Raw genomic sequence first — 16,716 nt, 5'->3', positions numbered from 1 at the left:
CGGGCGAGCGCTCAGTCTATCAAAATCGGGCCCTCAGGCCAGAAGCCCGGTCACCTTTTCCCGCAGGCCCGGATCCGTGGTGCGGCAGGCCTCGCCGCGGCGGGCCAGGATCGCCTCCAGGGCATCGGCCGCCGCAGAAAAGTCGTCATTGATAACGACATACGAAAACTCATGCCAGTGAGACATGTCGTCGCGGGCCTCGGCCAGCCGTCGCTGGATCACCTCCTCGCTGTCCGAGCCGCGCCCGCGCAGGCGACGCTCCAGCTCGGCAAACGACGGCGGCAGGATAAATATCGACCCGGCCCCGGGCATGGCGGCACGTGCCTGGCGCGCGCCCTGCCAGTCGATCTCCAGGATCACGTTGCGCCCCTGCCCGAGAATCGCCTGCACATCGGCCCGACCGGTTGCATAGAAGTTGCCGAATACCTCGGCGTGCTCGAGGAACGCACCATCCGCGACCATCCTGTCAAACGCCTGCCGATCGACAAAATGATAATCGTGACCGTCTTTTTCATTCGGCCGCCGCTGCCGCGTGGTGTAAGACACCGACATCTCCAGATCCGGCTGGCGCCGACACAGCTCGCGCACGAGCGACGTCTTGCCGGCACCGGAGGGCGCCGAAATAATCCACAGCCTGCCGTCCCGGCCGCTGTTGCCACCGAACAGTTTTCTCAGCCAACCCAGCATCACTCGATATTCTGCACCTGTTCGCGCATCTGCTCGACCAACACCTTTATATCTACAGCCGCCCGCGTTGTTTCAGCATCATTCGACTTGGACCCGAGCGTATTTGCCTCGCGGTTGAATTCCTGCATCAGGAAATCAAGCCGGCGACCCACGGCATCATCGCGTTCGAGCACATTGCGCGTCTCGACGATATGACTCTCGAGACGATCCAGCTCTTCGTCAACGTCCATTTTTTGCGCCAGCATGACCAGCTCCTGCTCGAGACGATCGCGATCGTATTCGACCGCCAGCTCACCGAGCCGGGTGGTCAGCTTGTCCCGCATCCGTGCCCGCACCTCCGGCAGTCGGGCGCGCACCTGTGTCACCTGCCCGGCAATACCGTCACAACGTTCCAGCAGCATCGTGCGGATGCGTCCGCCCTCGTCTGCCCGCGACTGGCTCAGCGAATCCAGCGCCTCACGCAGTAACGCCAGCGCCGCCTCCTCCACCGGCCCCAGGTCACGTTCCGGCTCGGTTACGACACCGGGCCAGCGCATCAGGCTGAGCGGGCTGATCGGCGGGCTGTCCTTCAATTTCCTCGCGACGTCATTTGTGCGCGCAATCACGCTGTCCAGCAGCGGCTCGTTGAGCTGCAGGTCCGTTGCCGCAGTATCCGAAAAGTAAACTTTTAATGAGCAGTCCACCTTGCCGCGCCGCAGGCTGGCGGCAATCGCCTTGCGACAGCCCGGCTCGATCGAGCGCAGATCTTCCGGCAGGCGAAAGCCCATCTCCAGATATCTGTGATTGACCGTGCGAATCTCCCACACGATCTCACCCCAGTCGGTGCGTCGGGAGCGGCGCGCGAAGGCTGTCATGCTGCGAATCATCGGCTTATCTGTCGTTTACTGCTGCCACAACACAATGTAACGTGTTTGCCGCAGGTAACAAAGCAACAACTAACCGGTCGGAAGCCCGATTGCAGATCGAGATCGCAAAATACAGCCATATCGGTAACCGCGAAGAGAACCAGGACCGCGTAGAAATACTGATTGGCGATCACAGCACCTTAGGCATGGTGCTCGACGGCATGGGTGGCCATTCGGCCGGCGCAGAAGCCGCGATGACTGCGATTGCCACGATGTCGGACAAGTTTCGCAAGAGCAAGCAGCCGCTGCCCTTTCCGGAACGGTTCCTTTCCCGCACTGTCGGCGACGCGCACGAGGCACTGGTTGGACTGGGGCGGGACGAGCACCTCGATGCAAAACCGCGAGCAACCTGTGCGCTTTGCCTGATCCAGGACAACCTTGCCTACTGGGCTCATCTTGGCGACACGCGTGCCTATCATTTGCGCGACGGCAAGGTGCACGAGCGCACCCGCGACCACACCCATGTGGAGCTGTTACTGCAGGAAGGGCTTATCGACGAGTCAGAGATTGCCACTCACCCGATGCGCAGCTTTGTCGAACAATGTCTCGGCGGCGACAGACCGAAGCCACCGGTCACCGTATCGGAACCATGCCAGCTCGAACCTGGTGACATACTCCTGCTGTGTTCTGACGGCTTCTGGGGCGGGCTGAAGGACCGCGAGATCGCGGCGGCATTCGCTGCCACCGGTGGTGACTTCGATGCCCAGGAAAAACTGCAGGAACTGGTCGAACAGGCGGTAGCTAACAACACCCCCGGCAGCGATAATACGACGGCCGCGGTGATCGTTTACCGCGGCAACGACTGAGCAACACCGGACCCCCCATGAAAACCACCATCTCCCGTCCCAGCGGGCGCGCCAACGACGCTCTGCGCGACGTAGTCCTAACTCCCGACTACCTGTCTCATGCCGAGGGCTCCGCCCTGTGCTGTTTCGGCAACACCCGCGTCATCTGCACCGCCAGCGTGGAAAACCGCGTACCACCTTTCCTGCGCAACAGCGGCAAGGGCTGGGTCACCGGCGAGTACGGCATGCTGCCGCGTTCGACCAATACGCGCATGAGTCGTGAAGCGGCACGTGGCAAACAGTCCGGGCGCACGCAGGAAATCCAGCGCCTTATTGGCCGTTCGCTGCGCGCGGCAATTGACCTCGAGGCACTCGGCGAACGCACCATCACGCTGGACTGCGATGTCATCCAGGCTGACGGCGGCACGCGCACGGCTGCGATTACCGGCGCCTATGTCGCACTCGCCGGGGCCATTGGCAAGCTGATGAGTGCGGGTAACCTGGTAAAAAACCCGCTTCATGGCCAGGTCGCTGCGGTATCGGTGGGCATATACCGGGGCATGCCCGTGCTGGACCTCGACTACCCGGAAGACTCCGATGCTGAAACCGACCTCAATGTGGTGATGAACGATGCCGCCGCATTTATCGAGGTACAGGGCACAGCGGAGGGGCACGCATTTCGCCGCGACGAGCTCGACGCAATGCTGGACCTGGCGGCAACCGGCATTGATCAGCTGATGCAGCTACAGCGCGAAGCGCTTGCTCGGTAGCGATGAAACGTATCGTCGTCGCCAGCAACAACCGCGGCAAACTGCGTGAGATCGCCGCATTACTCGGTGACTCTTTCGAGCTGGTTGCCCAGGCTGACCTCGATGTGCCGGAGGCCGATGAGACGGGACTGACTTTTGTTGAGAACGCCATCCTCAAGGCGCGCAACGCTGCCCACCACACCGGTCTGCCGGCAATCGGCGAAGACTCCGGGCTGGAAGTCGATGCGCTGGCCGGCGCACCGGGCATCTACTCCGCCCGCTTCAGCGGTGCCGGTGCCAGTGACCAGAGCAACAACGAAAAGCTGCTACAGCAACTCGATGGCGTAAACCGGCGCGGCGCGCGTTATCGCACCGTGGCGGTTTACCTGCGTCACGCCGCCGACCCGGCGCCGCTGATTTGCGCCGGCACCTGGGAGGGCAGCATCACCGAGCAACCCACCGGTGATGGCGGTTTTGGCTATGACCCGCTGTTTGTTCCGGTCGGGGCCGACCATACCGCTGCGCAGATGAGCGCGGCCGAAAAAAACCGTGTCAGCCATCGCGCGCGGGCACTTGACCAGCTGGCAAAAGCGCTTCATGCCGGCTGAACTCACCTCCCCGCCGCTGTCGCTATACGTGCATTTCCCGTGGTGCGTGCGCAAGTGCCCGTATTGCGACTTCAATTCGCACCCCTTGCGCGGTGAACTGCATGAACAGGACTATGTCGACGGGCTGCTGCGTGACCTTGATGAAGAGCTGGAACGCAGTGCCGGTCGTGAAATCGTCTCGGTATTCATCGGTGGCGGCACGCCAAGCCTGATCGCACCGGAACATATCGGCCGCCTGCTGGAACGGCTGGCCGAACGACTGCAGCCGGGCGCCGAGGTCACGCTTGAAGCCAATCCCGGCACGCTCGACGCCGGGCGCTTTGCCGGCTATCGGGCGGCTGGCGTCAACCGCCTTTCAGTTGGCGCGCAGAGCTTTGATGACCAGTGCCTGCAGGCCATCGGCCGCATCCACGATGGCGCCGCCGCGCATGCTGCGCTCGAAACTGCTCATGCGGTCGGTTTTGACCGCATCAATATTGACCTGATGTATGGCCTCCCCGGCCAGACCGTGCAGCAGGCCGAGGCAGATGTCCGTATTGCCTGCAAGCTGGACCCAGGTCATGTTTCGCACTACCAGCTGACGCTGGAACCGGGAACCGTATTTCATCGCAATCCGCCGGCGCTGCCCGACAGCGAAGCCCTCTGGAACATGCAGCGCTCGTGCGTCACAGCGTTTGCCGCGCGCGGCTATCGCCACTACGAAGTCTCGGCGCTGGCACGGCCCGGCCAGCGCTGCCGGCATAACCTCAATTACTGGCTGTTCGGTGACTATCTCGGCATTGGCGCGGGTGCTCACGGCAAGCTGACTACCGGCAAAGATGTCCTGCGCCGCAACAAACCGCGTTCGCCCGCCCACTACCTCCTTGCCACGGATCGCTGCGAGTGGACCGAAATCCGGGTTAGTGCGCCGGAGCGCGGATTCGAATTTCTGCTCAACGCGCTGCGGCTCAGTCACGGGTTTCCGCTGCATCTGTTTGCGCAGCGCACCGGGCTGCCCCGGGACTGGATCGCCTCCCGCATGCAGGGCCAGCCGGCTCAGCTGCTGCAGGTCGACACTGAATGGTGCCGGCCAACGGCCCTGGGCCGCCGCTTTCTCGACGATGCCCAGGCGCTGTTCCTGCCACCGGCCGGGCGCGACCCGGCCCTCAAAACCGGCTAGTGCAGTGCACCAACAGGGGGTGTGGACAACCACCGCCCCGGCCAATTTATGCACACGCCCGCAAAATCGTCTGTCATAACGCAGAAAAGCCCCGTCGTTTACCCCGAGACGAAGCTTAACCGCCTGATTTAAATGCGCTTAGTGCAACGCATCCGGTTTCGCCCATGTGACAATAATTCGCAAAATGCGCCGCAAATGGCTGCGCCGCCAACGCCCCGTCCACAGAGTTATCCACAGATGGGCCTGCCGGGAAAAACCGCAGAAATACATCGTATTAACGGTCCTGACTTAAAGCCAAGTATTAAATTGAGGCCTGCCGGTGGCGGTTGCCTGAGGGGCACATTCCGGGCTATCCTGCGCGCCCTTTCGACACAGTCTGACGCATTTCGAACCATGAAAGCCGACATACATCCCAAGTACGAACAGATCACCGTGGAATGCTCCTGCGGCAACAGTTTCAAGACTCGCTCGACGCTTTGCGAGGATCTGCACGTCGAAGTTTGCTCGAAATGCCACCCGTTCTTTACCGGCAAACAAAAGATCGTGGATTCGGGCGGACGCGTCGACAAGTTCCGTCGCAAGTACGGCATGTCATCCAGCGCCTGACCGGCGCCTTGCTGCATTCCTGACGACTCACTGATTGCCGCGCGGCAGCGCCAGTCCTGCCAGGATGAATTGCGCCAGCTGCTGGTTGCCCTGCGGCGACGGATGCCCCTTGAAAGGAACGATGCTGAATTTTGCTTCATCGAACCGGGCATCAGCGAAATCCACGATGGTCAGATCAAGCCCCGCCGGACGCAGCACCTTGTCCACGAAGTCCGCATAGTCGGCCGGTTGCCGGCCACGAGACCAACTGTTCACGTGCGGGATGAACATGACTGCCGCTTCGGTTCCGTGCACCGCCGCATCTGCGGCAAATTTTTCCAACAGGTGCATGGCAACATCGCGTGCCTCGCGAGTGTCCCAGACATTCAGTGCATAACCGACCAGCCCGCCCTCGCTGGCAAACATCTGCTGCCCGGCGCGCGCCAGGCTCAGGGAATACGGAAAGCGCGGCAACACGCGCACGTATTGCCGCGTCCAGAATTCATCCGGGGCAATGCGTAGTGCCAGCTGCCGCACCAGGTCCGGGGTGCCTGTAGCGGGCGTCAGCGGATTAGGGCGAAAAACCACCTGGCCATTAATGGCGCGATAACCGGGTTTGAAAGCCAGCTTGCCCGCCGTGTTGGGATTGACGAAGGGCCGGTAATTATTCAGCACGCGGCGCATGTCATCGGTGTAGATGACCAGAAGCGTAACCGGGGCTATCCGCCCCTCATCCCAGTGCTGCTGCATGCGTAACAGGGCCTGACCCACGCCGTAGCCGGGCACGCCATAGTTGATTACCCGCTGTCCCAGCTGTTGCTCCATTACGCACTGCCAGGTGGCATCGTTCGCCACCTCGTCGCCATGGGTATAAGAGTCCCCGTAGCTTGCGATCAACATGTCGGCAGAATCAGTGCACGAGACTCTTGCGCCGCGGGCATCGTAGTTCGCCTGCCATTCGTTACCCGCCTTGTTGACACCCGTACTGCTGGTGCCCGGACGGATACTCCAGCCGAGCTGCTGGTGAAAACTTCCCGCCAGGTAATCCTCGAGCCGTTGCTGGTCGACATTTTCCAGTTGCTGGTCGAGAAACAGGTCCAGCCGGCGCTGCGGCTTGACTATGCCCAGCGCGTAAACACCTGCAACGGCAAGGAACTCGAGTACGAGCAGATTGACTAAAACAACACGCAGGAAGGACAACAGGCGGCTCAGCAGGATTGCCGCGGCAGATTGCAGCGCGCCGCCCGGACCGTGTGGTCACCCGGGTACAGGTTATGGAAAACTTTGTCGTAAAAAATCGTCATGTGGTGCGGTCAGTTTATTCCTGCCGTGATGTTATTCAAGCGATGCGATGTCGCTTAACCTTCATGCGATAATCTGCCGCGAAAGTTGCCAGAAAAACTACCCACATGACAAATTCCTCTCACCGCATTTTTTCCTGCCTGATCGCATTGACCCTCTGCGTCGCTGCGCCAGGCTGGGCTGAATCACGCGACAAGGCAGAAGCAGCGTCAGCGGGCGAGGAATATGGCGATGCGGCTCTCGGTCGCAAGTATCATAAACAGATTATCGCCACGTACGGCCAGTACGACGTTAATGGCCTGGCAGAGTATGTGCAGCGCATCGGTAGCGAGGTTGCCGCGCACGCCGGCGGTGATGCCTATACATGGCATTTCACCATACTGGACGACGAGAGCGTCAATGCCTTTGCCCTGCCCGGTGGCTACATCTACATCACCCGGGCGCTGCTGGCGCACCTCGGTTCAGAGGCACAGCTGGCCGCCGTACTGGGTCATGAAATAGGCCACGTGACAGGGCGTCACGCGGCACGCCAGCACACCGCTGCGCGTGTCGTGGGTAAAGTCAGTCAATCGATCAGCCGGCCGGAAAGCGGCTTCAATCTCAGCCAGCTGTTCGGGGCCGGCCTGGTGCGCGGTTACGGCCGCGAGATGGAACTGGAGGCTGACGAGCAGGGCGCCAGGATGGCGCGCGACGCAGGCTACAACCCCGCCGCGATGCTGGAAGTTCTGGAAATACTGAAGGCCCGCAGACAGTACGATGCTGCCGACGATGATAATAATGAAGCTCGCGGTAATCCGTACCACGCGATGCTTGCTTCGCACCCCGACGCCGACCGGCGGCTGCGTGAACTGGCCGGCGAGGCGGCTGACAGCGGAGATCTGCGCAGCGACGGTCAGGCCGAGTTCCTGCAGCGTATCGATGGTCTGGCGTGGTCTGGCAGCAAATCGCAGGGTGTCGTGCGCGGCAGTGACTTCCTGCACGTTGATCTGAATTTTGCCATTTCGGTGCCAGACGGCTGGCGCATCGATAACCTGCCCGACCGGCTGGTAGCCTGGGCGGCAAACGATGACGCAATGATGCAAATCCAGCTCACTGACCGCACGCACCGAAAGCGTCGCAAGATCCCGGTGGAAAAGTTTCTGCAAAAAGTTACCGGAATGTCGAAGTGGCAAAGTGCGCGCCAGCTTGAGATCAACGGCCTGCCGGCATTCATCGCGACCGCCAGGGAGATGCGCTCACCGTTCGGGTTGCGTACCGGGCGCGCGGCGGTGATTTTCCACGGCGACAATGCTTACACCTTTCATGGCGTCACCCGTGACTCGGACCGGCAACGGCGCTACGACCGATCATTTGACGCCATCATCGAAAGCATGCGCCCGCTCAGCGGCGCCGAGCTTGAGCAGGCCCAGCCGCTGGCGATACAGGTTATCCAGCTGCCGGCGGGCAGCAGCCTGGCCGATTACAGCAACGCCGCGGCGGGCAGCCAGCCACTGGCGCTGCTGCGGTTACTCAACGGTGTCTATCCCGACGGCGAACCGGAGCCCGGTGCCCGGATAAAGATCATTCGCTAGCTAGATCGGCCAGGCGGGCGCGACGCATCGGCCGACCGTCAACCGGACTCAGCGGCGCCTCGCGTACGCCGTCGGTGGGAAATACCATGGCCAACACCGGGATGTCGCTGGCAACAAAGCGGCATGCCGGGTAGCGCACATGCCCGTTGCCGGCGGTACGCACTCGCCGCTCAACCAGCCGATAGGGAATGTTGTTCTCGACCAGCCGCAGGATCACTGCCTCGACGGTATCGGCGAAAAGATGTATCTCCAGATCCGCACCCGGCGCTACGGCGCCACTGAGAACTGCACCGGCCGCGTGCGGATTGAAGTCAGCAAAAAAATGCAGGGCATCGCGGGCAGCACTGCGGTAGTCGCGCAGGCGGCCGGCGTGCTTTTCCGCATCGAACAGCCGCTGGTTCTCTACCATTGCTGCTTCTATTTCGGAGTTGCGTGGCAGGCTGCCCTTGTCACTCACCCCCAGGCGATCGGCAGCCTTGCGCTTGGCAAGGTAGAAATCATCGATGCCCTGTTCAGACATCAGACGCGCAGCCTCGAGGGCGACCAGCCTGCGCAGGTTGTCCGACCGACCCGGTGTACGTCGCGGCATGCTGACCCTTTTCAGAACAGTGGCTGGGTGGTTGCGTCTTCTTCTTCCGTATCGGCCTCCACTTCGAGGTTGAACAGGTCCACCGGTTCCTCGAACTCCTGCTCCGGAATCTCGTCGAGCCTGAACAACTCAAAGATCGCGCTGCCGTCGTCAGCGCGTGCCAGCAGACCTGATTCAGGCGATATTTTCACCCGGATCAGGCCGGGCGGCGCGATGTGGTCGCGCTCCTCCACGCCGTCCAGCGCTACCTTCATGTAGTCGATCCAGGCCGGCAGGGCAGCGGTGGCGCCGGCCTCTGCCGCGCCGAGTGGCCGCTCCTGGTCAAAGCCAACCCAGACGGTTGCCACCAGCCGGTCGTTGAAGCCACTGAACCAGGCATCGCGAAAATCATTGGTGGTGCCAGTCTTGCCTGCGATGTCGCTGCGGCCAAGTTCGCGCGCCCTCGATGCGGTCCCGCGCCGCACCACGTCACGCATCATATCGACGATCAGCCAGGCCGTGTCTTCGTCAAGCACCCGAGGGGCAAGCTGCCCCGCAAGCACATAAGGCTCGGGCACCCGGCACTCATCCGCCGCGCCGTCGGGCAGCGCGGAAAAATCCTCGATCACTTCGCATTCGGCGCAAACCACCTGCGGATCGGCGCGGAACAACTCCGTGCCGTCTGCCGCTTCGATGCGATCGATGTAATAGGGCGCAACACGGTGGCCGCTGTTGGCGAAAGTACTGTATTCGGTGGCCAGCTCCAGTGGTGACAGCGTGATGCTTCCCAACGCGAGCGACAAATCACGCGGCAGGCGCTCGGGCTCAAAACCCATCCCGGTAAGAAAATCGACCGCACTGGGGATACCGATTTCGCGCAGTATGCGTATCGATACGAGATTGCGTGACCGCACCAGAGCCTCGCGCAGCCGCGTCGGTCCGTAAAAACGCTGGCTGTAATTTTCCGGGCGCCAGGTATCTTCCAGCGCGGCATCCTCGAAGACCACCGGCGCGTCGTTAACCACCGTAGCCGTTGAGAAACCATTCTCCAGCGCCGCGGAATAGATAAAAGGCTTGAAAGCCGAGCCCGGCTGGCGCTGCGCCTGGACTGCACGATTGAACTTGCTGCTGTAGTAATCGAAACCGCCGGTTAGTGCGACGATTGCGCCGTCCTGCGGCGACACCGAGACAAATGCACCCTGCACATCGGGTATCTGCGCCAGCTGCCAGCCTGAATCGACTGCCCGCAGGTAGATGACGTTGCCACGGCTGACCACCTCGGCCGGCACTGCCAACGGTATCGGTTCTTCGCCTTCCTTGAGCTTCTCTTCGTCCTTGTAACCCCAGGTCAGCGCCCGCGGCGCCAGCCCCACTTTACCGACCGACGCGACGAATGCGCTTGCTGCTTCATTGTCGGCTGCCAGCACGACGGCTGGCTGCAGCCCGCCCGCTGCCGGATAATCGCGCAGCAGGTCGGTCCACGCGACGGGGTCATCGCCATCAGGCAACGCCACCTCGGCGATTACGCCGCGATAATCGTGCCGCCAGTCGTATTCGAGCAGTGCATTGCGCAACGCAGCCACTGCGGTCTGCTGCAACCGGCTGTCGATACTGGTTGTTACCTTGTAGCCGGAGTTATAGGCGTCGTCGGCACCAAAACGCTCCACCATATCGGCCCGCACCATCTCGGCCAGATAGGGGGCATCCAGCGCTACCGTTGGACCGTGCAGCACCGCGGCGATCGGAGCGTTTTCGGCGGTTGCGAATTCATTTGGCGTAATGTGGCCAAGCTCGAGCATTCGCCTGAGGACATATGAGCGACGGGTTCGGGCCCGCTCCGGACTGGTAATCGGGTTGTCCGACGACGGGGCTTTCGGCAGACCGGCAATGGTCGCCGTCTCGGCCAGGGTGAGCTCCCTCAGGGTCTTGCCATAGTAGACCTCGGCCGCGGCGCCCACTCCCCAGGCCCGATGCCCCAGCAGGATCTTGTTGAGATACAGCTCGAGGATCTCCTGCTTGCTCAACTCGCGCTCGATTCGCAGGGACAGGAAAATCTCCTTGATCTTGCGCAGGTAAGTCTTCTCGCGGGTAAGAAAGAAGTTGCGCGCCACCTGCATCGTGATCGTGCTGCCGCCCTGGCGTTTTTCGCCGGTCAACAGCAGGCCGACGGCGGCGCGTACCAGGCCCTGGTAGTCGATGCCCGGGTGATCGAAGAAACGGTCATCCTCGGCGGCCGTCACCGCCTGCACCATCATTACGGGCACTTCGTCGTAACTGACTGGCGTACGGCGTTTTTCTCCGAATTCGGCGATCAGCCGCCCATCGCGGGTGTAGACCCGCAGCGGTACCTGCAGCTGGACCTCTCGCAGGCTGTCAACCGGCGGCAGGTCGGGCGCCACATACAGGTACGCGCCCACGACGCCGGCCACGCCGGCTGCAATACCCACGGAACCCAGCGCTACGGCCAGAATGGTCAGTTTAAGGAGGATCTTCATTACTAGAGTGCCCGGGCCGGATCCGGGTTGCAGGGAATCATAACTGTCGCTCCGGGGTGTGAACGATATCACGCCAATCGGCAATGAAAACTGACTAGAATAAGGCCACGGTGGGGCCAATTATGTAAAACTTCGGACCTGGGACCCAGGGGCCGGAGCGGCACTGGTCAAACGGGGCGAGATGCTCATTAATGAGCGGTACATCACACTTCGTAACCCACCCTTATTGTTATTGTTATATAGTTGACTGATAGTCTTAAGATTATAGCCTATCTTTCTTTCGCAATTACCGGCGGCGCAAGGAAAAAATGCCTATCTTCTCGAGTAAGAATCGGCCTGTACTCGGGCTTGACATAACAACCTCATCCGTAAAGCTCATCGAATTGAGCAAAAGCGGGTCGCGTTACCGTGTGGAATCCTATGCGGCACAACCGACACCGCTCAATTCGGTCAACGAGAAAGCTATCGTCGACGCTGATGCTGTGGGTGAGGCGGTACGTATTGCTGTCAAGCGTTCGGGTGCAAAGACACGTGATGCCGCTGTCGCTATAAGCGGCGATGCAGCTATTACCAAAGTCATCCAGATGCCAGGCTCGTTTCAGGGCACGGATCTGGAAGGACAGGTCGAACTGCAGGCGGACCAGTACATTCCATTCCCGATGGAAGAAGTCAGCTACGACTTTGAGATCATCGGCGCTTCGGAGAAAGACCCGGAGATGATGGACGTGCTGCTGGTTGCCACACGTACTGAAAACGTCGAGCAACGACAGGCTGCCGTGGAGGCCGCCGGTCTTAACGCCCGCATCGTCGACGTTGAAGCTTTTGCGGTGGAAAACGCCTGCTACCTGATGAAACACCAGATGCCGGACGAAGGTGCCGACCATTCAATCGCGGTTATCGATTTTGGCGCCACCAGCACGTCGTTTAGTGTGCTGCGTAATCTTAAGGTCATCTACACACGTGACTTTGCTTTCGGCGGCCAACAGCTCACCGAAGAGATCATGCGAACCTACGGCCTCAGCCTGCAGGAGGCCGGCCGGGCGAAAAAAGAAGGCGGGTTACCGAGTAACTACGGACCCGAAGTGCTGGATGCTTTCATTGACGATATGACCCAGCAGGTCAGCCGCTCACTGCAGTTTTACCTGGCTTCAGGCGGCGGCCGCGAACAACCGGAACACATTCTCATATGCGGTGGCTGCGCCAACATTCCCGGCGTGGCCGACCTCATTGCAAGCAGGGTTGGTATACCGACTGAGATCGGTGATCCACTCGGAAAAATGAAAGTTGCCTCGAAAGCCAAGGCCGCCGGCGTACACAAGGACGCCACTGCGTTACTCACTGCCTGTGGCCTGGCGTTGCGGAGTTTCGACTGAAATGCCTCGTATTAATCTACTTCCATGGCGCGAAGAGTTACGCAAAGAGCGCCAACGCAACTTTGCCGTCGCTGCCGCCGGTGCGGTACTGATCGGTGCCGCTGCGGTCTTTGGCGCCAAGAGCATGGTCAACGGCCAGATCGAGCACCAGGTAAACCGGAACGACATGCTCAAAGCCGAGATCAAAAGGCTCGACGAGCAGATTGGCGAAATCCGGGATCTGGAAAGCAAGAAGGAGCGGCTGCTGGCACGCATGCAGATTATCGAGCAGCTGCAGCGCAGCCGGCCCGAGGTTGTGCACCTGTTTGACGAGCTTGCCCGCACTCTTCCCGACGGCGTGCATCTCGACCTGGTAAAGCAAGCCGGTAAACGCATTACGCTGCGCGGTAAAGCGCAGTCGAGCACGCGCGTATCGGCGTACATGCGCAACATCGACCGCTCGGCATGGCTGACTGATCCCGGACTCGACGTTGTTGAAACGAAAGACACCGGGCCGTCCCGCAGCAGTGAGTTCACAATTTTTGCCGAGCAGACCAACCCGCGCAAAGTGGAGGAGGAAGACGACTCATGAACTTCCTCGAACAACTCCAGTCGCTCGACTTCAATGACATCGGCCGCTGGCCGCTGCTGTTTCGCTCGCTTTTTATCGGTCTGCTTTTCATCCTGGTGGTCGGCGGTGGTGTTTACTATTTCGTCGTAAAAGGCCAGCTGCCACAACTGGAGCGGGTACAGCAGGAAGAACAAACCCTGCGTACGACGTTCGAGACCAAGCAACGCAAAGCGGTCAACCTGGAAGCCTATACCGAGCAGCTCAACCAGATGGAAGGCTCGTTTGGCGCCATGCTGCGCCAGCTACCAAACCGCACCGAGGTACCCAGCCTGCTGGTAGATATTTCGCAGACCGGTCTGGCGGCGGGTCTGGACGAGGAGTTATTCCAGCCGGCCGGCGAGGTGCAGCAGGATTTTTACGCTGAGCTGCCGATTCGTATCCGGCTGCGCGGTTCGTTTCACGAGCTGGCGGCATTCGTCAGTGGTGTGGCGGCGCTGCCGCGCATCGTGACCCTGCACGATATCGAAATTAAACGTACCAGCAACGACAATGACTCCGACCTGGTGCTGGACCTGACGGCAAAAACCTACCGCTATCTCGAGGACGATGAAGGCGGCACCGCGGGGGCACAGCGATGAAGCGCTCATTTGTTATTGCAGGCGTTGCGCTGGTGGCCCTGGGCGGTTGCGCCAAGGATGTTTCCGATCTCGAGCAGTACATCGGCGAAGTGCATGCCCGCGGGGGTGGCCGTATCGAACCGCTGCCGCAGATCAAGCCGTACGAGACATTCGTTTATTCGGCGAGTGACATGCGGTCGCCGTTCATGCCTGCGATCGAAGATCGCCCGACAACTACTTCTGCCAGCTCGATCAGGCCGGACCAGGCCAGGGCGCGCGAATTTCTCGAGCAGTTCCCGCTCGACACGCTGCGCATGGTGGGCACGATCAACCTGAGCGGCAGCGACTACGCCCTGGTCAAGACGTCCGATGGCCTGCTGCATCGGGTTCGCGTCGGCAACCACATGGGACAGAGCGAAGGACGGGTCATAGAAATCTCTGACTCGGAAATAAAACTCATTGAAATCATCAGTGACGGGCTGGGTGGCTATATTGAGCGCCCCGCTGCCGTTGCACTTAGCGACTAACCGGGAGTTCTAGTGATGACGTGGACCAATACGCCCAGCGAATTTAAACAGGGGGATCCGCTGTGGCACTGGCGCCTTTCGGGGCTGGCCGGCCTGTTGTTGAGCTTATTCATGGCTACTGCCTGGTCGGCTGATGCGCCTGGCAATATGCTGCAGGAAATCGACGTACAGACGCTGCCCGGCCAGCAGCTGCAGCTGCAGCTGCGCCTCAGCGGCCCGGCACCAGAACCCCTGAGCTTTACCATCGACCGCCCCGCGCGTATCTCGCTGGATCTGCCAGACACCGGCCTGGCATTGCCCAGCCGGCGCAAGGACGTCGACATCGGTTCGCTGCGTACCATCCTGGCTGCCGAGGCCAGTGGCCGTACGCGCATCGTACTGAACCTTGATTCGCTGGTGCCGTACGAGACGCGTGTCGAAGGGAATTCCATTTTCGTGACGCTGGCAACTGCGCCGCAGTACGCCGAAGCGGCGCCAGCCTTTGGCCCCGGAACGTCCACGACAACCAGCATGGCCAGCACGCCCACGTTACCGGGCGAACGCAGCATCCAGGCGGTCGATTTCCGCCGCGGGAATGACGGCTCGGGTCGCGTCATCGTGACGCTGAGCGATCCGCGCACGGTGGTTGATCTGCGTGAGCAGGGCAACACCGTCATCGTCGACTTCAAGAACACGCGGTTGCCGGCCGAATTCCGGCGCCGGATGGATGTGCTGGATTTCGCAACTCCGGTAAGCACCGTCGATGCACGTCAGGCCGACAGCAATGCCCGCCTGGTGGTCGCAGCCAGTGGCGCCTACGAGCAGGTTGCATACCAGTCCGACAACCTGTTCACCGTCGAGCTGAAACCCTATATACCTACTGCGGCGGACCTCTTCGAAGAGCAGCAAAACAAGGACTACGAAGGCGAACGTCTGACGCTTAATTTCCAGGACATCGACACCCGCGCGGTGCTGCAGCTGCTGGCCGATGTCAGCGGCATGAACGTGGTCGTCAGCGACACGGTGACCGGTAACGTCACGCTGCGCTTGCAGAATGTGCCGTGGGACCAGGCGCTCGACATTATTCTCGAGACCAAGGGCCTCGACATGCGTCAGCGCGACAATGTTGTGATCATTGCGCCAGCAGCCGAACTTGCCAATCGCGAACGCGCCGAGCTGGAAAAGCTCAAGCAGTTTGAAGAGCTCGCCCCGCTGCGATCCGAGTTCATCCAGGTAAACTACGCCAAGGCATCTGAACTGGCGACCCTGATCCAGTCCACGGCTGACACGCAGTCGCTGCTGTCAGAGCGTGGCAGCGTCGCCATCGACGAGCGCACCAATACCTTGCTGGTGCAGGACACCGCAGACAAGCTGGCAGAAATTCGCCGCCTGGTGCAGACGCTGGACGTTCCGGTACGCCAGGTTCTGATTGAGTCACGCATCGTCGTGGTCAACGACGACTTCAGCCGCGAGCTGGGCGTGCGCATGGGTTACACAGGCATTTCCGACAACAGCTCGGACGGGCTGATTTCTGTCACCGGCTCGTCGGCCGGCTCCGACGTCATTGTCAGCTCGGCAGTCGATAACCTGACGACAACCGGCTCACCCTTCCCGGTAACACTGCCCAACATTGATGACCGCTTTAACATCAACGCGCCAAGCGGCTCACCGGTGGGCAGCGTGGCGCTGGCGATCCTCGATTCCGACTACCTGCTCGACCTCGAGCTGTCGGCGCTGCAGTCGGAAGGCCGTGGCGAAATCGTCTCGACACCGCGGGTCATCACGGCCAACCAGCAGGAAGCACGCATCAAACAGGGTGTGGAGATTCCATTTCAGGAGGCCTCGGCCAGCGGCGCCACGGCCACACAGTTCAAAGAGGCCGTGCTGCAGCTGGTGGTAACACCGCTGATCACGCCGGACGACCGCATCATCATGGACCTGCAGGTTAGCAAGGACAACGTTGGTGAAGTCGTGCCAAGCGCTAACGGCGGTCTTGTGCCAAGTATCGATACTCGCGAAGTAGTCACCCAGGTCCTGGTGGATGATGGCGAAACTGTCGTGCTCGGCGGTATCTATGAAACCGAAATACGCGAAACCAATACCAAGGTGCCGGTGCTGGGCGATATCCCGGTGGTCGGTAACCTGTTCCGCCAGACACAGCGGATCAACAACAAAGCGGAGCTGCTGATTTTTGTCACTCCGCGTATCTTGAAGGACGGCGCGAATCTCAACTAATCGAGACGCCCGGCGGCGTCC

General features: G+C 60.9%; 16 protein-coding genes. 11 read left to right on the top strand and 5 right to left on the bottom strand.

Features of this window, described 5'->3' with window-relative positions; all coding sequences use genetic code 11:
- Positions 1-33: 33 nt before the first annotated feature.
- Entirely contained in the window at positions 34-687 is a 654-nt protein-coding gene (gene gmk / locus HKN06_13030; protein ID NNF62234.1) for a guanylate kinase, read from the bottom strand.
- Complete coding sequence (locus HKN06_13025; GenBank protein NNF62233.1) at positions 687-1,553, bottom strand: YicC family protein; 867 nt, start codon at positions 1,551-1,553, stop codon at positions 687-689. The genes gmk and HKN06_13025 overlap by 1 nt, the downstream gene beginning before the upstream one ends.
- Before the next feature lie 89 nt (positions 1,554-1,642).
- Between HKN06_13025 and HKN06_13020 the strand changes: the two genes are divergently transcribed.
- The 5 genes from HKN06_13020 to rpmE all read left to right on the top strand — a co-directional run bounded on the left by HKN06_13020 (position 1,643) and on the right by rpmE (position 5,499).
- Positions 1,643-2,398: a serine/threonine-protein phosphatase gene (locus HKN06_13020; protein NNF62232.1), complete on the top strand. Its 756-nt coding sequence runs from the start codon at positions 1,643-1,645 to the stop codon at positions 2,396-2,398.
- Positions 2,399-2,415: 17 nt separating this feature from the next.
- The gene (gene rph / locus HKN06_13015; protein NNF62231.1) at positions 2,416-3,147 is read left to right on the top strand and encodes a ribonuclease PH; all 732 of its coding nucleotides are present in this window, start codon (positions 2,416-2,418) and stop codon (positions 3,145-3,147) included.
- 2 nt (positions 3,148-3,149) lie between these two features.
- Positions 3,150-3,734: an RdgB/HAM1 family non-canonical purine NTP pyrophosphatase gene (gene rdgB, locus HKN06_13010; protein ID NNF62230.1), complete on the top strand. Its 585-nt coding sequence runs from the start codon at positions 3,150-3,152 to the stop codon at positions 3,732-3,734.
- Complete coding sequence (hemW, locus tag HKN06_13005) at positions 3,724-4,893, top strand: radical SAM family heme chaperone HemW (protein ID NNF62229.1); 1,170 nt, start codon at positions 3,724-3,726, stop codon at positions 4,891-4,893. Before rdgB ends, hemW begins: the two co-directional genes overlap by 11 nt.
- A 393-nt stretch (positions 4,894-5,286) precedes the next feature.
- Positions 5,287-5,499 carry a 50S ribosomal protein L31 gene (rpmE, locus tag HKN06_13000; GenBank protein ID NNF62228.1) on the top strand — a complete coding sequence of 71 codons (213 nt, stop codon included), beginning with the start codon at positions 5,287-5,289 and terminating at the stop codon, positions 5,497-5,499.
- A gap of 27 nt (positions 5,500-5,526) precedes the next feature.
- On the opposite strand, the gene HKN06_12995 is transcribed toward rpmE, so the two are convergent.
- Positions 5,527-6,678, bottom strand: coding sequence for a hypothetical protein (locus HKN06_12995; protein NNF62227.1), 1,152 nt, complete (start codon positions 6,676-6,678; stop codon positions 5,527-5,529).
- A 209-nt stretch (positions 6,679-6,887) separates the two neighbouring features.
- On the opposite strand from HKN06_12995, the gene HKN06_12990 reads away from it, so the two are divergent.
- On the top strand, positions 6,888-8,351 hold the full coding sequence (locus HKN06_12990; GenBank protein NNF62226.1) for a M48 family metalloprotease: 1,464 nt from the start codon (positions 6,888-6,890) through the stop codon (positions 8,349-8,351).
- Here the strand turns inward: HKN06_12990 and HKN06_12985 are convergent.
- Both HKN06_12985 and HKN06_12980 read right to left on the bottom strand, forming a co-directional pair.
- Complete coding sequence (locus HKN06_12985; protein NNF62225.1) at positions 8,341-8,940, bottom strand: hypothetical protein; 600 nt, start codon at positions 8,938-8,940, stop codon at positions 8,341-8,343. The genes HKN06_12990 and HKN06_12985 overlap by 11 nt on opposite strands.
- 11 nt (positions 8,941-8,951) lie before the next feature.
- Positions 8,952-11,414, bottom strand: coding sequence for a penicillin-binding protein 1A (locus HKN06_12980; GenBank protein ID NNF62224.1), 2,463 nt, complete (start codon positions 11,412-11,414; stop codon positions 8,952-8,954).
- A gap of 308 nt (positions 11,415-11,722) precedes the next feature.
- Between HKN06_12980 and HKN06_12975 the strand changes: the two genes are divergently transcribed.
- The 5 genes from HKN06_12975 to pilQ all read left to right on the top strand — a co-directional run bounded on the left by HKN06_12975 (position 11,723) and on the right by pilQ (position 16,695).
- Complete coding sequence (locus tag HKN06_12975) at positions 11,723-12,787, top strand: pilus assembly protein PilM (GenBank protein NNF62223.1); 1,065 nt, start codon at positions 11,723-11,725, stop codon at positions 12,785-12,787.
- Between the two features lies 1 nt (position 12,788).
- Positions 12,789-13,358, top strand: coding sequence for a PilN domain-containing protein (locus HKN06_12970; protein ID NNF62222.1), 570 nt, complete (start codon positions 12,789-12,791; stop codon positions 13,356-13,358).
- Positions 13,355-13,975, top strand: coding sequence for a type 4a pilus biogenesis protein PilO (locus HKN06_12965; GenBank protein ID NNF62221.1), 621 nt, complete (start codon positions 13,355-13,357; stop codon positions 13,973-13,975). Before HKN06_12970 ends, HKN06_12965 begins: the two co-directional genes overlap by 4 nt.
- The gene (locus tag HKN06_12960; GenBank protein NNF62220.1) at positions 13,972-14,481 is read left to right on the top strand and encodes a pilus assembly protein PilP; all 510 of its coding nucleotides are present in this window, start codon (positions 13,972-13,974) and stop codon (positions 14,479-14,481) included. The genes HKN06_12965 and HKN06_12960 overlap by 4 nt, the downstream gene beginning before the upstream one ends.
- Before the next feature lie 111 nt (positions 14,482-14,592).
- Positions 14,593-16,695: a type IV pilus secretin PilQ gene (gene pilQ, locus HKN06_12955; GenBank protein ID NNF62219.1), complete on the top strand. Its 2,103-nt coding sequence runs from the start codon at positions 14,593-14,595 to the stop codon at positions 16,693-16,695.
- The last annotated feature ends 21 nt before the right edge of the window (positions 16,696-16,716 follow it).

It is taken from the genome of Gammaproteobacteria bacterium (assembly GCA_013003425.1).
Lineage (GTDB): Bacteria > Pseudomonadota > Gammaproteobacteria > Steroidobacterales > JABDKV01 > JABDJB01.
This window is presented reverse-complemented; position numbering and strand designations above follow the sequence as displayed.